General features: G+C 51.9%; 15 protein-coding genes. 8 read left to right on the forward strand and 7 right to left on the reverse strand.

What is annotated here, in order from left to right; genetic code table 11:
* The first annotated feature begins 412 nt into the window (after positions 1–412).
* Positions 413–1,267: a pirin family protein gene (locus tag Q4E40_RS13800; RefSeq protein WP_303412947.1), complete on the forward strand. Its 855-nt coding sequence runs from the start codon at positions 413–415 to the stop codon at positions 1,265–1,267.
* Positions 1,268–2,036: 769 nt separating this feature from the next.
* Here Q4E40_RS13800 and Q4E40_RS13805 read toward each other — a convergent pair.
* Positions 2,037–3,179 carry a pseudouridine synthase gene (locus Q4E40_RS13805; RefSeq protein WP_303412948.1) on the reverse strand — a complete coding sequence of 381 codons (1,143 nt, stop codon included), beginning with the start codon at positions 3,177–3,179 and terminating at the stop codon, positions 2,037–2,039.
* Between the two features lie 144 nt (positions 3,180–3,323).
* Complete coding sequence (gene brnQ / locus Q4E40_RS13810; RefSeq protein WP_303412949.1) at positions 3,324–4,664, reverse strand: branched-chain amino acid transport system II carrier protein; 1,341 nt, start codon at positions 4,662–4,664, stop codon at positions 3,324–3,326.
* A 230-nt stretch (positions 4,665–4,894) separates the two neighbouring features.
* On the opposite strand from brnQ, the gene Q4E40_RS13815 reads away from it, so the two are divergent.
* From Q4E40_RS13815 to Q4E40_RS13825, 3 genes are all read left to right on the forward strand, one after another.
* Complete coding sequence (locus tag Q4E40_RS13815; RefSeq protein WP_303412950.1) at positions 4,895–5,275, forward strand: hypothetical protein; 381 nt, start codon at positions 4,895–4,897, stop codon at positions 5,273–5,275.
* A gap of 42 nt (positions 5,276–5,317) precedes the next feature.
* Complete coding sequence (locus Q4E40_RS13820; RefSeq protein ID WP_303412951.1) at positions 5,318–6,928, forward strand: T9SS type B sorting domain-containing protein; 1,611 nt, start codon at positions 5,318–5,320, stop codon at positions 6,926–6,928.
* Between the two features lie 170 nt (positions 6,929–7,098).
* Positions 7,099–7,365, forward strand: coding sequence for a hypothetical protein (locus Q4E40_RS13825; RefSeq protein ID WP_303412953.1), 267 nt, complete (start codon positions 7,099–7,101; stop codon positions 7,363–7,365).
* Between the two features lie 92 nt (positions 7,366–7,457).
* Here the strand turns inward: Q4E40_RS13825 and Q4E40_RS13830 are convergent, their stop codons facing one another.
* Positions 7,458–8,819, reverse strand: a complete 1,362-nt coding sequence (locus tag Q4E40_RS13830; protein WP_303412954.1) for an NAD(P)-binding domain-containing protein — start codon at positions 8,817–8,819, stop codon at positions 7,458–7,460.
* A gap of 719 nt (positions 8,820–9,538) precedes the next feature.
* Positions 9,539–11,974, reverse strand: coding sequence for a zinc-dependent metalloprotease (locus Q4E40_RS13835; RefSeq protein ID WP_303412956.1), 2,436 nt, complete (start codon positions 11,972–11,974; stop codon positions 9,539–9,541).
* Positions 11,975–12,166: 192 nt separating this feature from the next.
* On the opposite strand from Q4E40_RS13835, the gene Q4E40_RS13840 reads away from it, so the two are divergent.
* From Q4E40_RS13840 to Q4E40_RS13850, 3 genes are all read left to right on the forward strand, one after another.
* Positions 12,167–12,691: a c-type cytochrome gene (locus Q4E40_RS13840; protein ID WP_303412957.1), complete on the forward strand. Its 525-nt coding sequence runs from the start codon at positions 12,167–12,169 to the stop codon at positions 12,689–12,691.
* Between the two features lie 84 nt (positions 12,692–12,775).
* On the forward strand, positions 12,776–13,678 hold the full coding sequence (locus Q4E40_RS13845) for an SMP-30/gluconolactonase/LRE family protein (RefSeq protein WP_303412959.1): 903 nt from the start codon (positions 12,776–12,778) through the stop codon (positions 13,676–13,678).
* A 174-nt stretch (positions 13,679–13,852) separates the two neighbouring features.
* Positions 13,853–14,896: an NAD(P)-dependent alcohol dehydrogenase gene (locus Q4E40_RS13850; protein ID WP_303412960.1), complete on the forward strand. Its 1,044-nt coding sequence runs from the start codon at positions 13,853–13,855 to the stop codon at positions 14,894–14,896.
* Between the two features lie 164 nt (positions 14,897–15,060).
* Here the strand turns inward: Q4E40_RS13850 and Q4E40_RS13855 are convergent, their stop codons facing one another.
* Genes Q4E40_RS13855 through Q4E40_RS13865 form a run of 3 tightly spaced genes read right to left on the reverse strand, consistent with a single transcriptional unit; the run spans position 15,061 to position 17,662 of the window.
* The gene (locus Q4E40_RS13855) at positions 15,061–15,690 is read right to left on the reverse strand and encodes an HD domain-containing protein (protein ID WP_303412961.1); all 630 of its coding nucleotides are present in this window, start codon (positions 15,688–15,690) and stop codon (positions 15,061–15,063) included.
* The gene (locus Q4E40_RS13860) at positions 15,691–17,076 is read right to left on the reverse strand and encodes a carboxypeptidase-like regulatory domain-containing protein (RefSeq protein WP_303412962.1); all 1,386 of its coding nucleotides are present in this window, start codon (positions 17,074–17,076) and stop codon (positions 15,691–15,693) included.
* Positions 17,063–17,662 carry an RNA polymerase sigma factor gene (locus Q4E40_RS13865; RefSeq protein WP_303412963.1) on the reverse strand — a complete coding sequence of 200 codons (600 nt, stop codon included), beginning with the start codon at positions 17,660–17,662 and terminating at the stop codon, positions 17,063–17,065. The genes Q4E40_RS13860 and Q4E40_RS13865 overlap by 14 nt, the downstream gene beginning before the upstream one ends.
* Before the next feature lie 99 nt (positions 17,663–17,761).
* On the opposite strand from Q4E40_RS13865, the gene Q4E40_RS13870 reads away from it, so the two are divergent.
* Positions 17,762–19,639, forward strand: coding sequence for a vWA domain-containing protein (locus tag Q4E40_RS13870; RefSeq protein WP_303412964.1), 1,878 nt, complete (start codon positions 17,762–17,764; stop codon positions 19,637–19,639).
* Positions 19,640–19,677 lie beyond the last annotated feature (38 nt).

The following is a 19,677-nucleotide window of genomic DNA, read 5'->3' on the forward strand; positions in this document are numbered from 1 at the left end:
TGGGATTTTTATGTTAAACTGTTCGGTATGCTTGTCTTCACAGATGCTTAATATCAAAACTCTTAAGATGTAATTTATTATATAGGGTAATGGAAGGTGAGTTGAAGATAGTAATAGCCTGATTTTCCCTAAAGTTAAAGCGTTTTCGTTAGTAAGAGAAGAAGCTCAAATCTTAATGTCATTCTGTTAAGAAACTAGGCTAAAGGGAGTTTAAGCTTTTGCTAATCGCTACCAAGATCCTTACAGGATGACAAAAAAGGACTAAACGGTTCTGTCCTCAAGGGGATAGTTTTAGATGTTGTCGAATAGTTCTCCTATAGAGCACACCACGATTTGTATATGTAACAATCAGGCTGGTGTTAGTGTAATTAATGTATATACATTAATTTGCGGCCGATCTTAATATAGCCTTATGCGAAAAATAAAGAAATTACATAAAGCGGTGCATGCGCCCATGGGCGATCTGGTGACCTACCGCGCTATACCTACACACGAAGTTGAGTACATCGATCCTTTTCTTTTCCTGAACCACCATGGTCCACAGGTATACAAGCCCGGCAACAGGGGACTGCCTTTCGGGCCGCACCCGCACCGTGGCTTCGAAACATTGACTTTTATTCTGGACGGCGACATCACGCACCAGGACACGGGCGGTGGAAAGGATGTTATTGAGGCCGGTGGCGTGCAATGGATGACGGCCGGAAGCGGCCTGATCCATGCGGAGGTGTCTTCTGAGAAATTTAAGCAGGAGGGAGGACCGCTGGAGATTCTGCAGCTGTGGTTCAACCTGCCCGCTGAGCACAAAATGACGTCCCCGAAATACATTGGTCTGCAGAAAAACAAGATCCCGACAGTAGAACTCGACAATGGAAACGTGCGGGTAAACGTGATCTCCGGCAGCTGGGGTGAGGTGGAGGCGCCCATCCAGAACCTGAGCGACATCCACATGGTGAGCATCGAGCTGCTAAAAGGCGGGGAGTTCGTTTACAACATCCCTTCGGAGCGCAATATCTTTTTCTACGTGGTACGCGGCGCTGTTAAAGTTAATGGCCAAACGGCGGAAAAACTCACCTTAGTGGAATTCGGAAATGAGGGCAAAGAAGTGAAAGTAGAGGCGACAGAGGACGCCTACATCCTCTTCGGCCATGCCCACCCGTTCAACGAGCCGGTTGTATCACACGGACCCTTTGTGATGAACACCGAAGACGAGATTCGTGCGGCCTTCCGAGATTACCAAATGGGTAAGATGGGGACTTGGGAGAGTTAAGGAGTTTGAGTTTTGATTTGTAGCGACGGTACACCGTAAAGTCGTAGTTTGTCTGCCTGGCAAGTCAATCACCATCCGCAGTGGCAGTCCGTTATGCCATTCTGTATGAACCTATAGGGATGGGTCGCAACCTATCCGAATCGTGCGCTAAGTCTCCTTAAGCTGATGCAGGTATATTTGTCAAGTATAAATACAGGCTCCCTATTCCTAACTGATGCAGGTTCCCAGACCTGGGTCTGTAGCAAACGTGAAATTGGAAAACCCCCAACAGCCACAGAATGCTTTAAACGCTCTTTCGGACATCCATGTCCGAAAGCGATCTGTTGGGGATGTCCACATCCCTGTACTCAGGTTCACAGGTTTACGGGGACAAGGATGTCCCCGGCAGAAATAATTTTGGGCACGGATATTTGAAAGTGCATTTGGATTTGGAAATTCGAAAGAGCATTTGGAATAGCGGCCAGAGTCCGCTGATGACTCACACTCGCGGGACGCGAGCGAGGGTGAAGATATCTCATTTTATACTAGATGACATCTAGGTACCTAAGATCTTAAGTTGAAGGCATTAGGTCGCGCCCTGCGCCACTCGGTCACCAAACTACTACTTGCACCAAACTTTTTAATGGTCTTGCAGCATCTAATAGATTTTCCCCCAACCACCTATTTGAGTCCACATACCCAGTAGGTACTTAAAGCAAAATAGCTCTCTTCCCAGTCAGGAAAGAGAGCTATTTAGGTATAGTGTTAGCTAAATGTGAGCGAGTAATTCTTATCTTCCACGCTTAGGACCACCTTTTGGCCCATCACTGCGCTTGCCACCACTTTTCGGGGCAGCGCTTCTGCCGGGTGCTGATTTTGGAGAAGCTTTAAAGCTACCGCCTCGTGAGGTCGGGGTCTTGCCCGGGCTGCCGGCACCTTCTCTGGAAGAAGTTCTTCTAGCATCGGCACCGTCTCTTGAAGGACCTGTTTTTCTAACATCGCCACCGGCTCTGCTGGTGCCAGGCCTTTTCGCACCTTCACTTCCTTTTGCCGATGAACCGGGTCTGCTGCCTCTGGCAGGACCTTTGTCCGCGCCTCCTCTGGAAGGCGTACCAGATGCACCGCCTTTTGGAGAGCCACTGCCACTTTTCGTACCTGATCGCTCGCCTCTAGCCGGTCTGTCATAGGTGCTTTCCGATGTTTTCCGGCTGCTCGTTCCCTTAGCACCGGGCACGAGGCTGGTCAGGCTGCTTACTTCCTGTGGCGTGAGCACGCGCCAGTGGCCGGAAGGCAATTTGGCCAGTGAAAACTCACCGAAACGAACGCGCTGCAGGTGCATCACTTTATAGCCCAGACTCTCGCACATGCGTTTCAGGTAGTGGTCAGTGCCCGGTTTCAGAATAATGCGGAATCGTGTCTGTGTTTCTTTGGAAACGGAATTGTTCACCCGCTCTTCGCCAGGTATGGGAGCGCCGCCGCCACTTATCTTCTGCAGAAAATCAGCCGTGATCATTTTGTCCACAGTCACGATAATCTCCTTCTCAAACTTGTTGTCGGCCCGCTTCACGCCACGCACAAAGTCACCGTCGTTGCTCAGGAAAATGATGCCCTCTGCTTCGCGTTCCAGCATGGCGGTGGGCTCCAGCGTAGCCGGGAAGTTGATGGCCCGCACTACATTGTCACGCACGGCCATATCGGAAGTGGCCGACATATTGGCCGGTTTGTTGAAGATCAGGTATACGGGTTGCTCCTGTTTCACACGAAGCATCTCGTCGTCGATGCGCACTTTGTCCTTCGGTGTCACTTTCATGCCCGGGTCGGACGGAATTTTACCGTTCACCGTCACGCGGCCCTGTTCTATCAGCTCGTCTGCATCGCGACGGGAGCAGAAGCCCGAGTCGCTGATGAATTTATTCAGTCTTTTTGGTTCCATGTTGTTCGAGGCGTTCGTGTGGCCGAATCTCAGTCACACTTAATTTACGCCGATCTTTTAAGAAGAAGCAAAATTACGGGAAAATATAGTTTTACCTACTTCTTTGGATCAACCAAAAGATTTCCAGTCGCTCAGTAAATATGACTATTCGCTTTCGAGGGCGTAGGGGGCCTGTCGCGTAGAAACAACAAAACCGATCACAGCACCGATCAATGCCGGGATAACCCAGCCCATGCCAAGGCTATAGAATGGAACGTATTGTGTGAACAAATCACTGATGCCCGACGCAAAACCTGCAGCGCTCAGGCCTTCTACGATGCTCACAATACTTGTCAGCAGCACCGACCAGGTATAGACGGCGTGTCTGTTGCGGAGCACAGAGCCTAATAAAGTCAGCACGATCAGCACGATCACGATCGGGTAGATGGCCACCAGCACAGGTATAGAGAAAGAGATGATCTGCGTCAGGCCCACATTGGAGATAAGAGCGCTCACCAGAGTTAGAACCAGCAGGTAGGTTTTGTATGAGATAGAAGGGCGCAGCTTATGGAAAAAGCTGGCGCAGGCCACAACCAGGCCAATGCTGGTGGTGAGGCAGGCGAAAATAATGGCAACACTCAGAATCAGGCTACCGGATACTCCGAACTGCAAATTTGAAATCCGGCTGATAATCAAACCTCCATTTTCCAAATGACCAAGTGCTTGCACACTGGTGGCGCCTGAATATGCCAGGCCTACATAGACCATAGCCAAACCGGCAGCCGCAATGAGGCCCGCTGTGGTGCATACTTTCGCGATTTGCCTTGTGCTGTCGACCCCTTTGGAGCGGATGGCGCTAATCACGATCAGGCCGAAAACAAAGGAGCCGATCGTGTCCATGGTCAGGTAGCCTTCCTGGAAGCCCTTGAAGAAAGGGGCTGCCTCGTAGGTCGCCAACGGAGCCGTAATCTCACCCAGCGGGGAGATAATGTTTATTGCCAGCAGAAGGGCCAGGATAATGAGCAGCACCGGTGTCAGAATCTTGCCGATCGTGTCCACCACTTTGCCGGGGTTAAGGGCCAGAAGGTAAGTGACCGTAAAGTATATGACAGAATACAGCAGCATGCTCCAAGAAGATGTTTTCAAGTCCTCCGACAGAAAGGGGGCAATGCCGATTTCATACGACACCGTACCGGTTCGGGGCACTGCAAACAGGGGGCCGATGGTCAGGTAAATCACGACCGGGAAAAGCAGACCAAACAGCGGATGTACCTTCGCTGAAATAGACTGCACGTCCTCGTTCTTGGACATGCCGATCGCAATAACGCCAAGCAGGGGGAGGCCTACACCCGTCATCAGAAAGCCGACAATGGCAGGTATAAGTTCAGTGCCAGCTGCCTGGCCCAGTGACAATGGAAAAATAAGATTGCCTGCGCCAAAGAAGATGGCGAATAGCATCAAGCCAATAAAAAATGTTTCTTTAAAAGAGAGGGTTCCTGCTTTCACAATATTTAACGATCGGTGAGAGGATGAATTTAATTATACTGCAAGTAAATATCCAATCCGGCAAAATCCTACATTTATCTTGTGTTTAGTGAAATGCCTAAGCCACGTGTATTTTGTAATAACACCATATAAACATCTATAAATTAACTTATATTGCTGTTCGCTAATACAACGGGAGCATGAACAATAGATACATGAGAAGCCTGCTATGACATTTGCTAAACTTTCTGTTGAGCGAGGTTTTTCTGTTTGTTTTGATGGAGGAAGAAAGTCAGGTTGCGTCCAGAACTTCTGCTGAAGCTACTGTTCTGTATATGCTTATCATGATGCCGGTTTTGTATGGCGTGTGCTTTGGCTTACATATGTTGTTTTTGCTGTTTACGCATGCTAAAAAACAGTACATTTTTCTATTCAATCCGGTGATCGCGGCATTCTTTTTCGATCTTTTAATACTCGCCTTCATCGGGTTAGCACTTGATCAGGATAGAGCCCTCACCAAAACGGTGTTAGCCATCACAGCAGGTACATCGCTTTTTCTCCTGATCGAAATTTACCGCTCTTTTTACCGACGAAGCAGGGCAGAAAGCGAAGTAATCTTGATGAATGAATAGCAGTACTTTGAACTCAGACGATAATAAACTTAATATGCATACATGAATAAACTTTTACTCCTGCTAATAGGCTGTCTCGCTACGATCAACCTGCATGCCCAGATCCAATGGGGGCACCAGGTTGGGACAACAGGGAGAAATGCTGTGGAGAACCACATCGTTGATAAAGATGGTAACATCATCGCAGTAGGGCATTTTGAGGGAACTATCACCCTTGGAACCCATACGCTAACCAGTGTAGGGAGCTCGGACATGTTTATGTACAAGGCAAACCCAGCGGGGCAAATACTTTGGGCTAAGGCATTGAGCGGCCCGCAATCAGATGGTGCTGGTGGCATAGCGACAGATAAGCTTGGCAACCTATATGTAGGCGGCGGATTTATCCAGGAACTGGTTATAGATGGCAAAGTCGTGTTGAAGGGCGAAGGTATATTCAATACGTTCATCGGCAAATTTGACACCAACGGGCAGTTACTTTGGTCCAAGGGGGTGCTGACCAGGGAGCGCTACGCCTCAGCGGAGATAAAGGGCGTTTTCATTGCAAGCCCGGAAGGGGAGGTGGTGTTACCAGTGCAGTTCTGGGGCACAGTTCAGCTCGATAACCAGCGGTACACAAGTCAGAACCCGAGGGGAAATGATCTGCTTCTGATCAAATTATCTTCCGCAGGTCAGGTGATGTTCGTTTCCCGGTCTTACCACGAAGGCAGTGTCTACCCACGTGAAGTAAAGCTGGATGCGGCTGGAAATGTGTACATGACGGGTGCTTACATCGGTACTTACAAAGTAGCAAATCTTAGTATCGCGACAGGCCCTGAATCCCACGATGATATTTTTGTGGCAAAGTTTGACAAGCAGGGGCGCCCGCTCTGGCTCAAAGGCTTTCCTAATGCAATTGGAATGTTGAGTTGCGCCGGTTCAAGTCTGGAAATTGATCCCCAAACAAAAAACATATACCTGGCAGGCTTCTTTAAAGGCAAAGTTGATTTTGATGGCATTGAACTGGAAGAGAAAGGTATGGTCGAACTTCCGGCAGTACCGGCAGATATTTTCCTGGCAAGCTTAACTGAAAACGGCGCTGTGATCTGGGCCAGGAGTTATGGAGAGGAGGGACACGATTTCGGCAGTGACTTAAAACTGCTGCATTCCGGCGGTCTTGTTCTGGCAGGGGCCTGGGACTTCAAGCCCTTTATACAATATTTTGACTTGGCAGGAAATCCGGGAGAGCGCATTCACCTGAATGCTGGTGGGTTCGCAGATAATATTACGCTTGCCGGGAATGGCGCCTTCTACCTCTCAGGCGAATTTTGGGGGCCGCTCAAAGCGGAGCATATCAACTGGAATGGCCGGGGAGAAATCAATGGTTTCCTGCTGAAGTTCGATCCCTGCGCCGCTAAAAAAACCGCGACCGCCACCTTTAAAACCTACAATGTGATCACCCCGAACGGGGATGGCAAGAATGATCATTTTGTGCTGGACCCTGCTTTGGCGGGAGCCAGACTGCAAATATACAACCGATGGGGCAACAAGGTATACGGCAGTGAACATTATGAAAACGACTGGAGCGGTACTGGTCTTCCGGAAGCCGTCTACCATTGGGTTGCCACGCACGATTGCGCCGGGACAATGAAAGGCACCGTGACGATCATTCGTTAAATACCCCCAGGGAGTTCATTTGACACGCATTTTTTTAGACGATGAACTGGTTGATAATGTGGTGCTTAATTTTTACACTAGACGAACTCCTATACCTGCCCGGCCCAGGTATGAAACCATTTTAGCCTGCTCAGGCTTATATAGGCAATTACCCGTAGCAACCATTTATTATGCTGGAATACTCCATGTTCGAAAGGCTCCCTTACCGGAGCCAACGCGAAGCCCTGAAAAAAGAAGGCACGCTCATAGCGCGACGCCAGGTAAACGGGTATACGATCCAGTTATACAGTTTGGGGCATACCTTTGTGGAGGTATGGACGGGCACGGAGGCAGAAGTTGTGACTACGTTTAAGAAATCTGCGAACGCAATGGCTGTATTGGAGCCCTACGTTGCTGAAATGGAGACGATGGACTGGTTGGGTGAGAACGAGATTTGAATTCAATAAGTGAAAAAAGCACTTATTTAAAGTAGAAAGGGAAGGCTGGATGCCTTCCCTTATTTTTTTACAGGTATACGGTATACCTACAACTATATCCGTTCCAGCACCGGGGCTTCCTGCATGTAGCGCTCAAAGCTGTCGTCCATCTCGTCGAGCCAGCGGGTGTGGTGCCGGGCGGCTTCTGTGCCCGTCATCACCGAGGTATAGGTCTTGTCGCGGTAGCGGAGAATATCCTCTTCCTTGTCTATGAGCCATTGCTTGAAAAGCGTTGCCACTTTATCCAGGTCAATTTCCGGATAGTCGGTCCTGTTCATGAGCTCCCGCACATACTCGGTCTGAAAGTCAATCTCATCGTCGTGGGTGCAGTTTGAGGCGGCCTTGTTAAGCCACAGGTTGATGTCCTTCTGCCTTTCTTCTTTGCCCGGCAGCTGAATCTTTCCTTGTATAACGTCGCGCGCGTACCAGGCCTGCACGTCAAACATGTTGAAGGTATAGTACTGGTCCTGCATACCCAGGTAGATGAGCTGCGGCAGTTCGTTGAAAAATACGCCTTTGTAAATTTTGTCCGGGTAGAGGCAGTTTCTTGTTTTCAGGCGCAGTTCGTCGGGCAGGTAGGGGAATTTGTGCTGGTAGCCGGTGCACATCACCACCGCATCGTAACGCTCCTCGGTGCCATCGCTGAAGTGAGCCACATCTCCTTCGAAATGGGTAAGCAGAGGCACTTCCTTCATACCCTCCGGCCAGTCCATGCCGATGGGGTTGCTGCGGTAGCTCAGCGTGACAGACCGGGCGCCGTGTTTAAAGCTCTGCACGCCAATGTCCTCGGCGGAGTAGCTACTGCCGATCAGCAACACGTCCTTGTCCCTGAAAATATCTGCCCCACGGAAGTCGTGCGCGTGCATGATCAGGCCCGGGAATTCCTCAATTCCTTCAAAATAAGGCATGTTTGGGGTGGAGAAGTGGCCGGAAGCCACGATCAGGTAATCGAACTCCTCGGTATAGGTCTTGTTGTTGGCCAGGTCTTCGAGCACCACCAAAAACTGCTTCGTGTCCTCCTTGTACTCCACCCAGCGGGCGGTGGTGTTGAAGCGGATGTAGTCGCGCACGTTGCACTTGTCTACGCGGCCCTGGATGTAATCGAACAGGACGGGGCGGGGAGGATAGGAAGAGATAGGCCGGCCAAAGTGCTCATCGAAGGTATAATCGGCAAACTCCAGGCACTCTTTGGGGCCGTTGGACCAGAGGTAGCGGTACATGCTGCCGTGGATCGGCTCGCCATACTTGCCCACACCCGTGCGCCAGGTATAGTTCCACAAGCCACCCCAGTCCGCCTGCTTCTCAAAGCACACGATTTCAGGTATGGCCTCGCCTTTCAGTTCTGCTGATTTAAACGCGCGTAGCTGCGCCAGGCCGCTTGGACCGGCCCCAATGATTCCTGCTCTTAACTTCATATATACTTTAAATTGGTAAATGCAAAACACAATAATCCGACTCGAGATATGATCCGAAGATTACTGTTTTGTGATCGGAAGAATTATAATTCCGGATTTCCGGGTGAGGCTGAAGCCTGCAGCGCGAAAAACAGAAAGGGGTGCAGGAAGTATAAAAAGAGAGGCTTTTGAATGATGCCTTACAAAAGAAGCCGGTTGGCCTGAACTATACTAACAAAGCGCCCTTCTGAAATATTCATATCTCTATATGTCAGAATGCCTGTTTTACAAAGATACAAAATGTAAAGGAATAATTATAATTTGGATTCCATATAATTGCCTGCAGGGATAAGAGAATATGGGATTAAACGCGTTGTAAATTAAAAATATACTATCTAGGTATAAAGTCGGTCAATTGTACTTCCGCTAGAGCTCCTTAAAGTGGCAGACACGGCTTAGTACAGGCTGTTGAGTGGTGTTGGTTGTTGAGTACCAATCAGTTAAATGTTGTGTGGGTCTAGGCTAAGCTCGAAAGCAGTTGCTTGGATTAAAAGAGAAGGCAAGAGTTAAGAAAGTATGCTGCTTACCATGTATTTAAAAATATCGTGAAGTGTGGTAAAACAGCTGAATCCGGGTGGGTTGTAACAGGCAGCACACTGATCTTCTCTTAAGGTCCCTATAAAAAATAGACCACCCCTCCATAACGGAAGGGTGGTCTTTGTATACCTGTTCTTTGCTACCTACTCACATCCGATAGACTCTCCACTTCCAATTGGTGCACCAGGGGGCAGGTCCAACACTTTGGTTGGTTTTACTTCCTCTGGTTTTTCCATACGGGCCAGCGCGAAATCCAGATGGGCTTTGTAGCCGGCATCGCGGGTGCGTTTGGCCTGGCTGGTGGCATGTTGCTTGATGTCGGCCAGCGCGCTGGTGGCTAGGGCGCGTGCCTGGTACGAGGCGCTTTCGTCCTGCGCGAGGGCCATCAGGTGGGTTAGTACCACTTGCTCGGTTTGCAGTTGCACCTGACCGGCCAGTCCGTCCTGGCGTCTGCTTTTCCAGGTCTGCTCGATCAGGTGGCTGGTGACATCCTGCAGGCTGAGCGTGTTGTGACGGGCGCCAAACTCAACCAGGCGTGAGGCACGCTCCGGATGCAGTAGGAAAGATAGCGAGAAGTCAGCAGATGCCTGCGCCGCCGCCAGCGGATCGAAGGTGAGGCCGGTTCTTTTAGCGAACAGCTCCCGGTTGTTGCCCAGGCCCGGCGCACGGGGTGGTATCAGGGGAATAATGTGCTCGGGTAGGGTCAGCACCTCCGGTGAAATGGTTCGGAGCAGGGCGTCGAGGGCTTTCTGCTGCTCTCTTTTGTCAAGCACCTCGGTTACCAGTTGCTTGTCGCCGCGCAGGGCGTAAGTATAGCGCATGCCACCGATCAGCTTGGCTGCCGCCTCGGTCTGGTAGCGGTGGAAGTTGTAGACCGGCACCAGCACGTCCTCCAGCGTGCTCATCGGCGCGTTGGGTTTTATGTTCTTCTCAGAGAAATTCTGCAGTGCTTTTTTACGGACCTCTAGCACACGCAACAGCTCGTCTGTTGCATTCGCGCCATTGTCCCAAAGGTGGGCGGTGGGGTGAGCACCACCGGGAGCGCGGGCATCTGTGTCAGAGATAAATGTCAGGCTTTGGGTACGGCCCTGAGCCAACAGTTCATCCAGCGCTTTCGGTTCGTCGGTGCCTTTCGGGAAATCCTGGTAGCCGTAGGCCACGGCCAGTTTGTCCCACTCGCCAATGCTGGTGCCGTAGGCCTTGCTGATGTCGATGTTGCCGGCTCTGTCCAGCTGCACCTGCGGGTGGGGGTAGTCCATCACGGAGGCATTGTTATTGGCGTCGTAGTTGTGCATGATGCCCAAGGTATGGCCAAGTTCGTGTGCCGATAACTGCCGGATGCGGGCCAGCGCCATGTCCATCATGGCCTTGTTTTCAGGTTTGCCGTCCTCATAAGGCGCCAGCAGTCCCTCCGCGATCAGGAAGTCTTGCCGCACGCGCAAAGATCCCAGCGATACGTGCCCTTTGATGATTTCACCCGTGCGCGGATCTATGACCGAGGCGCCGTAAGACCAGCCACGCGTACTGCGGTGCACCCACTGAATCATGTTGTAGCGCACATCCATCGGGTCGGCTGTGTCAGGCAACACCTCCACCCGGAAGGCATCCTTGTAGCCAGCCGCCTCGAAAGCCTGGTTCCACCAGCGCGCGCCGTCCAGCAGGGCTGACCGGATCGGCTCCGGGGCCCCGTTGTCCACGTAGTACACGATCGGCTTTACCGCTTCCGATACCTTGGCCGAAGGGTTTTTCTTCTGCAGGCGGTGGCGGGCAATGTAGCGCTTTTCAATGTTCTCATTTACTGGCGTGGCATAGTCGAAGTAGGAAATGCCAAAGTAACCGGCTCGCGGATCGGCCTCGCGTGGGATATAGTTATTGTCCGGCAGCTCGATGAACGAATGGTGTTGGCGCAGCGTAACGGCCTGCGGGTTGGGGGCCACACTGCGTACGATAAAGCCACCATTGTCGCTGGTAAAGGTGAGGGTGGATTCGAATTCGGTGTTTTTGGGGAAGTTTTTGGTGCGCGAAAGGTATAGCGCCGAGCGGCTGGCGTCGAGACGGTAAGTGCCCTGGCCCGCCCGCTTGATGCTGCCGATGGCGTCATGGGCATCCTGCAGCAAAAAGTCAGTGGCGTCTACGAGCACCCGCTTTCCATCCACGGCTTCCACCTTAAAACCCCATAAAACCGATTGCGCAAAAGACTCTTCCACCGCGCGGGCTTCGTTTTGGTTGTCTGTGATAGCTCGGTAGCGCAGGTTCGGCTGCACGAGCAGTATTTTGGGTCCCACTTTTTTGAAGGATGCAATGCGCTGGCCGCCCAGCTGCCCGCGGTCGAGCCCGATGTCGTTGGAGCCGAGGCCGCCCGGCAGTGAGTTCACATACAGGAAATCGTGGTCAAGCTTGTCGATCTCGAGCCAGATTTTGCCGCTTTGCTCATCCCAGTAAAAGGGGAAAAAGCCGTTGAATTTCTTCATGCCTGCCGTTTTGGAGGCAATACTGGGCAGTGATTGAGCGGCGGCACTGCCCAGCGCTAAGAGCGGGAGCAGCAGGAAGAGAAATAGTTTTTTACAGGTCAATGTCATAGAATCAGGTATAGGGTGATGTCGTGTATGCAGGCTTAAGTTAAACATTTCGGGCATAGGATCCCGGAAATATAGTGTAAATTGCATCAAACGATAACCTGATCTGAAACATAAAACTTTAAGAGCGCAGGTCAGTACATATTCTCTAAGTGCTCTTTGAGTAAAAACCAGAACAACCAAATAATTATCCCTATGAAAAAGATTCTGATGGCCATTTCGGCTTTCGCGCTTCTGTCCGCCTGCGGCAATGAACAGAAATCAGAGTATGAACGCTACTACGACAGCGATTATCAGCCTGACACCACAGCCGTAGCCTCACGTCCGCAACCGCCGCGTCCGGCCACAACGCCACCCGATAACGCTGCCACTGAGAATGTACAGACAACTCCGGCCGGCACACCAACAGGACCGGGAACTACCGAGGCTGCTGACCAGCAAAAAGAGGCACTTGCCGGACAATATGCGAAAGGCGAGAAACTGATCGCAGGATCGGACTGCCTGGCCTGCCACAAAGTAGACCAGAAAGTAGTGGGTCCTTCGTATGAAGAAGTAGCACAGAAATATGAGGCCAATGACAAGAACGTTACCTACCTGGCAGGCAAGATCATCAAGGGTGGAGCCGGTGTATGGGGACAGATCCCCATGTCTGCGCACCCGAACCTGAGTGAAGGCGATGCTAAGGAAATGGCGCGCTACATTCTCTCACTCCGCAAATAATAACTTTCGCTAAAGCTGTCCCTATACCCGTACAGGTATAGGGACAGCTTTTTTTATACTTATACCTTAGCAAACCGACACGCCATGAGCAAAGCCAAAAATTACAGTGAACTGGAAGCAGAACTGGTGCTCGACGCGAAGGCGACGCTAGGCGAGGGCGCGATCTGGCATCCGTCCGAGAGACGCCTTTACTGGGTGGATATAGAAGGCCGTGAGCTGCACTTGTTCGACCCTACCACCGACGAAGACACCGCATGGCCGGTTGGCGAGCGGATAGGCACGGTGGTGCCCGTGGTGAATGGCGGAGCCTTGGTTGCCTTGCAGAATGGCGTGCATTTCATTAACACCGAAACAGGTGAGCTTACATTTGTAACCAATCCGCTTGATCGGGATGATATCCGGTTCAACGACGGGAAATGTGACCCGGCCGGCAGGTTTTGGGTCGGTTCCATGGCCCTCGACTCCCAGGAAGGAGCGGCAGCACTCTACCGCATGGAGCACAACGGGCAGATGACGCAGGTACTGGACAATCTGAGCGTTTCCAACGGCCTGGTCTGGACTGCCGACAAGCAGTGCATGTATTTCATAGACACGCCTACCCGAAAGGTGCAGGCCTTTGCCTACGACCACGAGGCTGGCACCCTCCGAAGGGAGCGGGACGTGATCGCTATACCTGAACACGAGGGAAAACCCGACGGGATGACCATCGATGAAAAAGGGCGGCTGTGGATCGCGCTCTACGGTGGCGGTGGCGTCGGCTGCTGGGACCCGGAAACTGGCGAGATGCTGCTGAAAGTGACGGTACCCGCCCCGCATACCACCTCCTGCGCCTTTGGCGGAGAGCGCCTGGACACCCTCTACATCACGACCGCCCGTGACGGACTGGACAAAGACCAGCTGCATCAATACCCGCTAAGCGGAGGTGTTTTTGCTATAAAACCCGATGCGAAAGGCGTGCCGGCAAACTTTTTCCTGAGTCGTTTGTAAGATATAAGATGTCTTCGGAATTGTTGACGATGACCCTTCGGTTTTAGGTTCCTCTGCTGCTGTGAAGTTCGGGAAAGCTATACCTGTCAAGTATACCTATACCTAAGCTCTACTTTGTTGACAGCCCGACAGCCCTTTCAACTTATAACTCTAAACTCTAAACCAAAAAGAACTATGATTCAAGCAAAAGCATATGCGGCATTCGACCCTACCAGTCCGCTCGGGCCATTTAGCCTGGAGCGCCGTGAAGTAGGGGAGCATGACGTACTGATCGATATCAAATTCTGTGGTGTGTGCCACTCCGACCTGCACCAGGTGCGCGACGAGTGGGGCGGCGCCATGTACCCGCTTGTGCCCGGCCATGAAATTGTGGGTGTGGTGACAAAAGTGGGATCTGCCGTGAAGAAATTTAAAGAAGGCGACCTGGCCGGGGTGGGCTGCTTTGTCGACTCCTGCCGTACCTGCGATAGTTGTAAGGAGGGGCTGGAGCAGTACTGCGAAGTACAGAACGTGGGCACCTACAACAGCCTGGAGCGCGACGGCAAAACCATCACCTACGGCGGCTACTCCAGTCAGATTGTGGTGGACGAGAACTATACCCTGAAAGTGCCGGAGAATCTGGACCTGGCACGTACAGCGCCGCTTCTTTGCGCCGGCATCACTACCTATTCGCCCATCATGGAGTGGAAGATCGGCAAAGGGCACCGCGTCGGCATTGTGGGTCTCGGTGGACTGGGCCACATGGCCGTGAAGATTGCTGCTGCCAAAGGCGCTGATGTGACAGTGCTGAGTACCTCGCCCAACAAAAAACAGGATGCCCTGGACCTGGGCGCACACAATTTTGCCGTGACAAAAGACGAGGCCACCCTTAAGCAGTTGCGCAATTCCTTCGATTTCATCATCGATACTGTGTCGGCCCCGCATGACTACAATCTATACCTGTCGATGCTGAAGCGCGATGGTACCATGATCCTTTTGGGAGCGCCGCCAGAACCTTCGACGGTAGCCGGCTTCAGTCTGATCGCTCGCCGCAAACGGCTGGTTGGCTCCATGATTGGCGGCATACCGGAGACACAGGAAATGCTAGACTTCTGCGCCGAGCACAACATTATGTCCGACATAGAACTGATCAAAATGAAAGACATCAACGAAGCCTACGAACGGATGCTTCGCAGTGATGTGAAGTACAGGTTTGTGATTGATATGGCGAGTTTATAAATTATAGTTTTAGAAATGGCGCGAGCGCCCTCGCTCGTGACTTGCTAGCAAGGGGCCTCTGGCCCGGTCAGAATAAGTAGCGGCCGGAGGCCCCACCATAGTAGACACGAGCGAGGACACTCGCGCCATAAAAAAAGGCTCTCCTATTTTTAGGAGAGCCTTTTTTAGTTATTGTATCGTTCTAACTCACGTTGCAGATTCGCTTCGGCATTCTCTTCAAACTCCTTCTGAAAAGCCGGGGTCTTATAGATCTGATCTTGAGAAAGGAAATGTTGCAGCACCTTGCGCCTGCCGGGTTTATAGATCAGTTCCGGATAAATGCTGTATTCTTTACGCACCCCCAGGCTATACCTGTCATAGCGTTCTTTGTCTGCTCCGAGTATGGCAAGATCTAAGTCGAGTAACAGGTTAATCAGGCCATTTGTGTGTTCTTGATGCGCCTTGGTCGCGATGATCATCTCTTTCACCATCGAAATATCACTCTCAGGTATACCAAGCCTGCGCAGACGCGCTTCTGCCATGACGGCGCTCTGCTCTTCGTTGTCAGAGTGGGATGATTTGTACACGATGTCGTGATAGAAAATAGCGAAAAGCAGCAAGTCGAACTCTGTACTTTCAACTTTATACCTGTCTGCCAGTTCCAGCATGTAAGCGATGTGATCGAGGTTATGATAGTGCCTGTTCCTGGCGGTATAAGCCTTTTCAAGTTCGTGCCACAATTGCTGAATCAGCTCCCCGTCTGAGCTATACCTGAGGCACAGCGTATCCCATTCTGATTTCACAAAATCCTCCATCTAGTTTGCTTTTTCAGGTCTGAAGCGCACGACGATCCTTACTTGCTGCTCAACTTTATGGCCATCCTGGGTAGCCGGTTGCCATTTCGGTCCCTGTGCCACGAGGCGCATGGCTTCATCGTCGCAAGGCCCACAAAGGCCCCGGACTACTTCCAGATTCTCCACTGCACCGCTTGTCGAGACAGTCGCGCGTATGACGACACGGCCTTTTGGCATTTCCGGGGTATAGCGCAGATTATCTGCCAGGTACTGCCGGTAGGCTTTATGACCCGCAGCCGGTTTTGCCGCCACAACAGGGGCAGGGTTAGGAGTATATTGACGTGTTACAACCACTTCGCTCAGGGAACGGTTGTCTACCTCCATGTCCATAACAATGGGCCCTGAGTTGACATCCACTCCTTTTTCTCTGGTTTGGTAGCCGATAAACCGGAAGGCAAGGGTTGCTTTTTCATCCGGCAGTGTCAGTACAAAGTTACCCTGCGTATCCGTCGCGACGCCATGGGTGGTACCTTTCACCACTACGGAAACGCCGGGCAGCGGCGTGCCATCCTGATCCACCACTTTACCCTGCACCTGATTTGGACCGAGTTGCTTGCTTCGCTGCACCTGCACGCCAGCCACCCGGCTGTGGAGTGCTTTCGCGACAGAAGTGCTTTCCGGCTGGAACGTGTTGCGTTGAGGAGCGGCGGGCACCGTCACTTCGGCGAGCTTCCCGGCTTGTTCTGTGACGGGTGGCTTTTCAGGTATAGTAGTGACGATACTTTCGGTGTTTGTATGGTTTACCTGCTCCTCGAGTTCGTTATTTGGGGCAGCTGGATAATCAGGAAATACAAAACCTTCGTCTGCAGAAACTGGTGCTTTACGTGTACGAGGACGATGGAGTGGAACTGGTTTTGTGACAGCCGCAATCTGATTAGGACGCACCGTATCAGGCGCGGCATCGGCTATAGTTTCAGGTATAGCAGGGCTGGGTTTTTCGCTCAGGTCCATCGCTTCCTGTATCGCTCTTTCCTGCTGGGCTATACCTTGCTTCTCGCGCACCTGCTGATAGTTGTAGTAGAAAACCACAATCGTGGAGAGCAGCACCATGGCTACGGCAGCCGCAACACGCCAGTCGGTCAGGTATAGCGGCACCGGCTTGCGCTTCTGGCGACGGCTCTTGGCAGCAATGCGGCGGTTGATCTCCTGCACATGACTTTCCGTTTGGGCAGCTTCCGACACAGCCAAGCCTTCTAGCACATCAGAGCACAGGTCGCAGTCCAGCAGATGGCGTTCCAACTGGTGGTGCAGGGCAGGGGGCAAGGTGCCCTCGTGGTACTGCTCCAGCAGTTCCACGGAAGGGTGGTCGCCCCGTTCCCAAAGTATATGTGGCTTATCTGGCTGCATGGTTTTTCTCCATGATAATTTTCAGGTTTCGCTTTCCGTTCTGGATGTAGCTTTTCACTTTGTTCAGGTCGCAACCCGTCAGGCTGCTGATCTCTTTATAACTCTTTTGTTGCAGGTAAAACAGCTCAACGCACTCCCGTTGCTGCGGTGGTAACTCTTTTAAAGCCGCATGCAAAGCCTGTTCTATTTGCTCGAATTCCTCCGCGTCAGTAGGATGCAGGGGCTCTGCGGTTTCCATAAGGGGTGGGGCATTATCTGATAGCGGTACCGTGCCTTTGTGCTTGTTGGCCCGGAGTTGCATCAAACAGAAATTTCGGGTGGTGACGTGCAGCCAGCTCTTGAAGTTACTTACCTCGTGCAACAGCAGTGCTTTCGACACATGCTCGAACAGCTGCATGGTGGCGTCTTTGCTTTCCTCCGGGTCCTGCAGGTATTTCTGGCAGACCAGGTATACGAGTTTGGAATGGCGCTGAAACAATTCTCCCAAATGCTCCAGATCGCCCGTCTCTTTGTACAAACGCACCAGCTCCGCGTCGTCGGGAGGCGGCTTGGCGTTCGTAAAGAGCTTGATGAAGAATGGGAGCATGTACCGGAATTGATTTCTAAAGAAAAGAAAAATATTCTGATAAATTTTATGGAAAGCCTGTGGAGGTGGCATCATGTCGGAAACCAAAACATAATAGCCATGAAAAAGAACCTCTTCCTGCTTGTCGCCCTGCTGCTGTTTGGGCTGACTGCAATTGCCCAAAGCCGCACCATCACCGGCACCGTTACCGATCTAAACGACGGAAGTCCGCTGCCCGGCGTGAGCATCCTGATAAAGGGCACCGCGAAAGGTACCTCTACTGACCAGCTCGGTAGATATAGCCTGGCCATACCTGATAACAATGCCGTGCTGGTGTTCCGGTTCATCGGCTACAAGACCCAGGAAGTGAAGGTGGGCAAGCAGAATGTAGTGGATGTGAAACTGCAACTGGATACCCATACACTGCATGAAGTGGTTGTGGTGGAACAAAGCATGCCCCGGGCGCTGGCAGGCAAGATGGCAGGTGTTTTCTCAAGGAGAGATGCGGCAGAAAACATGACCTATGCACCAGTTCACGTGCCTCTGTCCGATGCCGCTCCGCTGGTGCACAACACCGAAAACTATGATTTTATCAAAGAAAACGCCTTCCTGGACGCGCAGAAAAATCCGCTCTCTACTTTCTCCATTGACGTCGACAACGCCTCTTACAGCAATGTGCGCCGCTTCCTGAACCAGGGCCAGCGTCCGCCAGCCGATGCCGTTCGCATTGAGGAAATGGTCAACTACTTCAACTACGATTACCCGCAACCGACCGGTGATGCGCCGTTTTCGGTAACGACCGAATTGTCGGTATCCCCTTGGAACAAAAACAACCAGCTCCTGCACATCGGGCTGCAGGGCAAGCGTGTTGCGACCGATCAATTGCCTCCTTCCAATCTGGTGTTCCTGATCGACGTGTCCGGGTCGATGTTCTCGCCTGACAAACTGCCGCTCGTGAAAGCCGGTTTGAAGCTGCTGGTAGAAAAGCTTCGTCCGCAGGACCATGTGTCGATGGTGGTGTACGCCGGCGCGGCGGGCTTAGTGCTGCCCTCCACTTCCGGAAAAGACAAGAAGAAGATCATCGCGGCTTTGGATCAGCTCGAGGCAGGCGGTTCTACGGCAGGTGGGGCAGGTATCAATCTGGCTTATAAAGTAGCCGAAGATAACTTTGTGAAAGATGGCAACAACCGGGTAATCCTGGCCTCGGACGGTGACTTTAACGTGGGTGTGAGCAGCGACAGCGAATTACAGCGCCTCATCGAGAAGAAGCGCGAAACCGGCGTGTTCCTGACTGTGCTGGGTTTCGGCACCGGCAACCTGAAAGACTCCCGCATGGAGCAGCTGGCCAACAAAGGAAACGGCAACTACGCCTACATCGACAACATCCGGGAAGCGCAGAAAGTGTTTGTGAACGAGTTTGGCGGCACCCTCTTCACCATCGCCAAAGATGTGAAGCTGCAGCTCGAGTTTAATCCCGCCAAAGTGAAGGCCTACCGCCTGATCGGCTACGAAAACCGCGCACTGGCCAATGAAGAATTCAACGACGATAAGAAAGACGCCGGCGACATGGGATCCGGTCACAGCGTTACTGCACTTTATGAAATTGTGCCGGTAGGGACTTCATCTGAGACACAAGCGGGTAATGTGGATGCATTGAAGTACCAGAAGACCAGCATCGACCCCAAAGCCAAACGTACTGACGAAATGCTCACGATGAAACTGCGTTACAAAGAGCCGGATGGCGAGACCAGCAGATTGATCACCACCACGGTTAGTAGCCAGGCGATACCTGCTGCCCAGACCTCCGACAACTTCCGCTTCTCAGCTGCTGTGGCTGCCTGCGGCATGCTGCTCCGCGACTCCGAGCACAAAGGCACTGCTTCCTTTCCGATGGTGCTGGAGCTGGCAAAGAACGCCCGTGGGAAAGATGAAGAGGGGTATCGGATCGAGTTTGTCAATCTGGTGAAGTCAATGGGCTTGTTGAGTGATGGGAGGTAGGTAGCGTATTGTTCTTATTGAAGAAGAGGGAGAGCAGG

The sequence above is a fragment of the Pontibacter coccineus genome (assembly GCF_030546575.1).
In the GTDB taxonomy this organism is placed as follows: Bacteria; Bacteroidota; Bacteroidia; order Cytophagales; family Hymenobacteraceae; genus Pontibacter; species Pontibacter coccineus.

Bases quoted from the DNA above. Each gene is read 5' to 3' on its own strand.
- Q4E40_RS13800 (WP_303412947.1), top strand. From the start codon at position 413: ATGCGAAAAATAAAGAAATTACATAAAGCGGTGCATGCGCCCATGGGC.
- Q4E40_RS13805 (WP_303412948.1), bottom strand. From the start codon at position 3,179: ATGGAACCAAAAAGACTGAATAAATTCATCAGCGACTCGGGCTTCTGC.
- Q4E40_RS13820 (WP_303412951.1), top strand. From the start codon at position 5,318: ATGAATAAACTTTTACTCCTGCTAATAGGCTGTCTCGCTACGATCAAC.
- Q4E40_RS13825 (WP_303412953.1), top strand. From the start codon at position 7,099: ATGCTGGAATACTCCATGTTCGAAAGGCTCCCTTACCGGAGCCAACGC.
- Q4E40_RS13830 (WP_303412954.1), bottom strand. From the start codon at position 8,819: ATGAAGTTAAGAGCAGGAATCATTGGGGCCGGTCCAAGCGGCCTGGCG.
- Q4E40_RS13835 (WP_303412956.1), bottom strand. From the start codon at position 11,974: ATGACATTGACCTGTAAAAAACTATTTCTCTTCCTGCTGCTCCCGCTC.
- Q4E40_RS13840 (WP_303412957.1), top strand. From the start codon at position 12,167: ATGAAAAAGATTCTGATGGCCATTTCGGCTTTCGCGCTTCTGTCCGCC.
- Q4E40_RS13845 (WP_303412959.1), top strand. From the start codon at position 12,776: ATGAGCAAAGCCAAAAATTACAGTGAACTGGAAGCAGAACTGGTGCTC.
- Q4E40_RS13850 (WP_303412960.1), top strand. From the start codon at position 13,853: ATGATTCAAGCAAAAGCATATGCGGCATTCGACCCTACCAGTCCGCTC.
- Q4E40_RS13855 (WP_303412961.1), bottom strand. From the start codon at position 15,690: ATGGAGGATTTTGTGAAATCAGAATGGGATACGCTGTGCCTCAGGTAT.
- Q4E40_RS13860 (WP_303412962.1), bottom strand. From the start codon at position 17,076: ATGCAGCCAGATAAGCCACATATACTTTGGGAACGGGGCGACCACCCT.
- Q4E40_RS13865 (WP_303412963.1), bottom strand. From the start codon at position 17,662: ATGCTCCCATTCTTCATCAAGCTCTTTACGAACGCCAAGCCGCCTCCC.
- Q4E40_RS13870 (WP_303412964.1), top strand. From the start codon at position 17,762: ATGAAAAAGAACCTCTTCCTGCTTGTCGCCCTGCTGCTGTTTGGGCTG.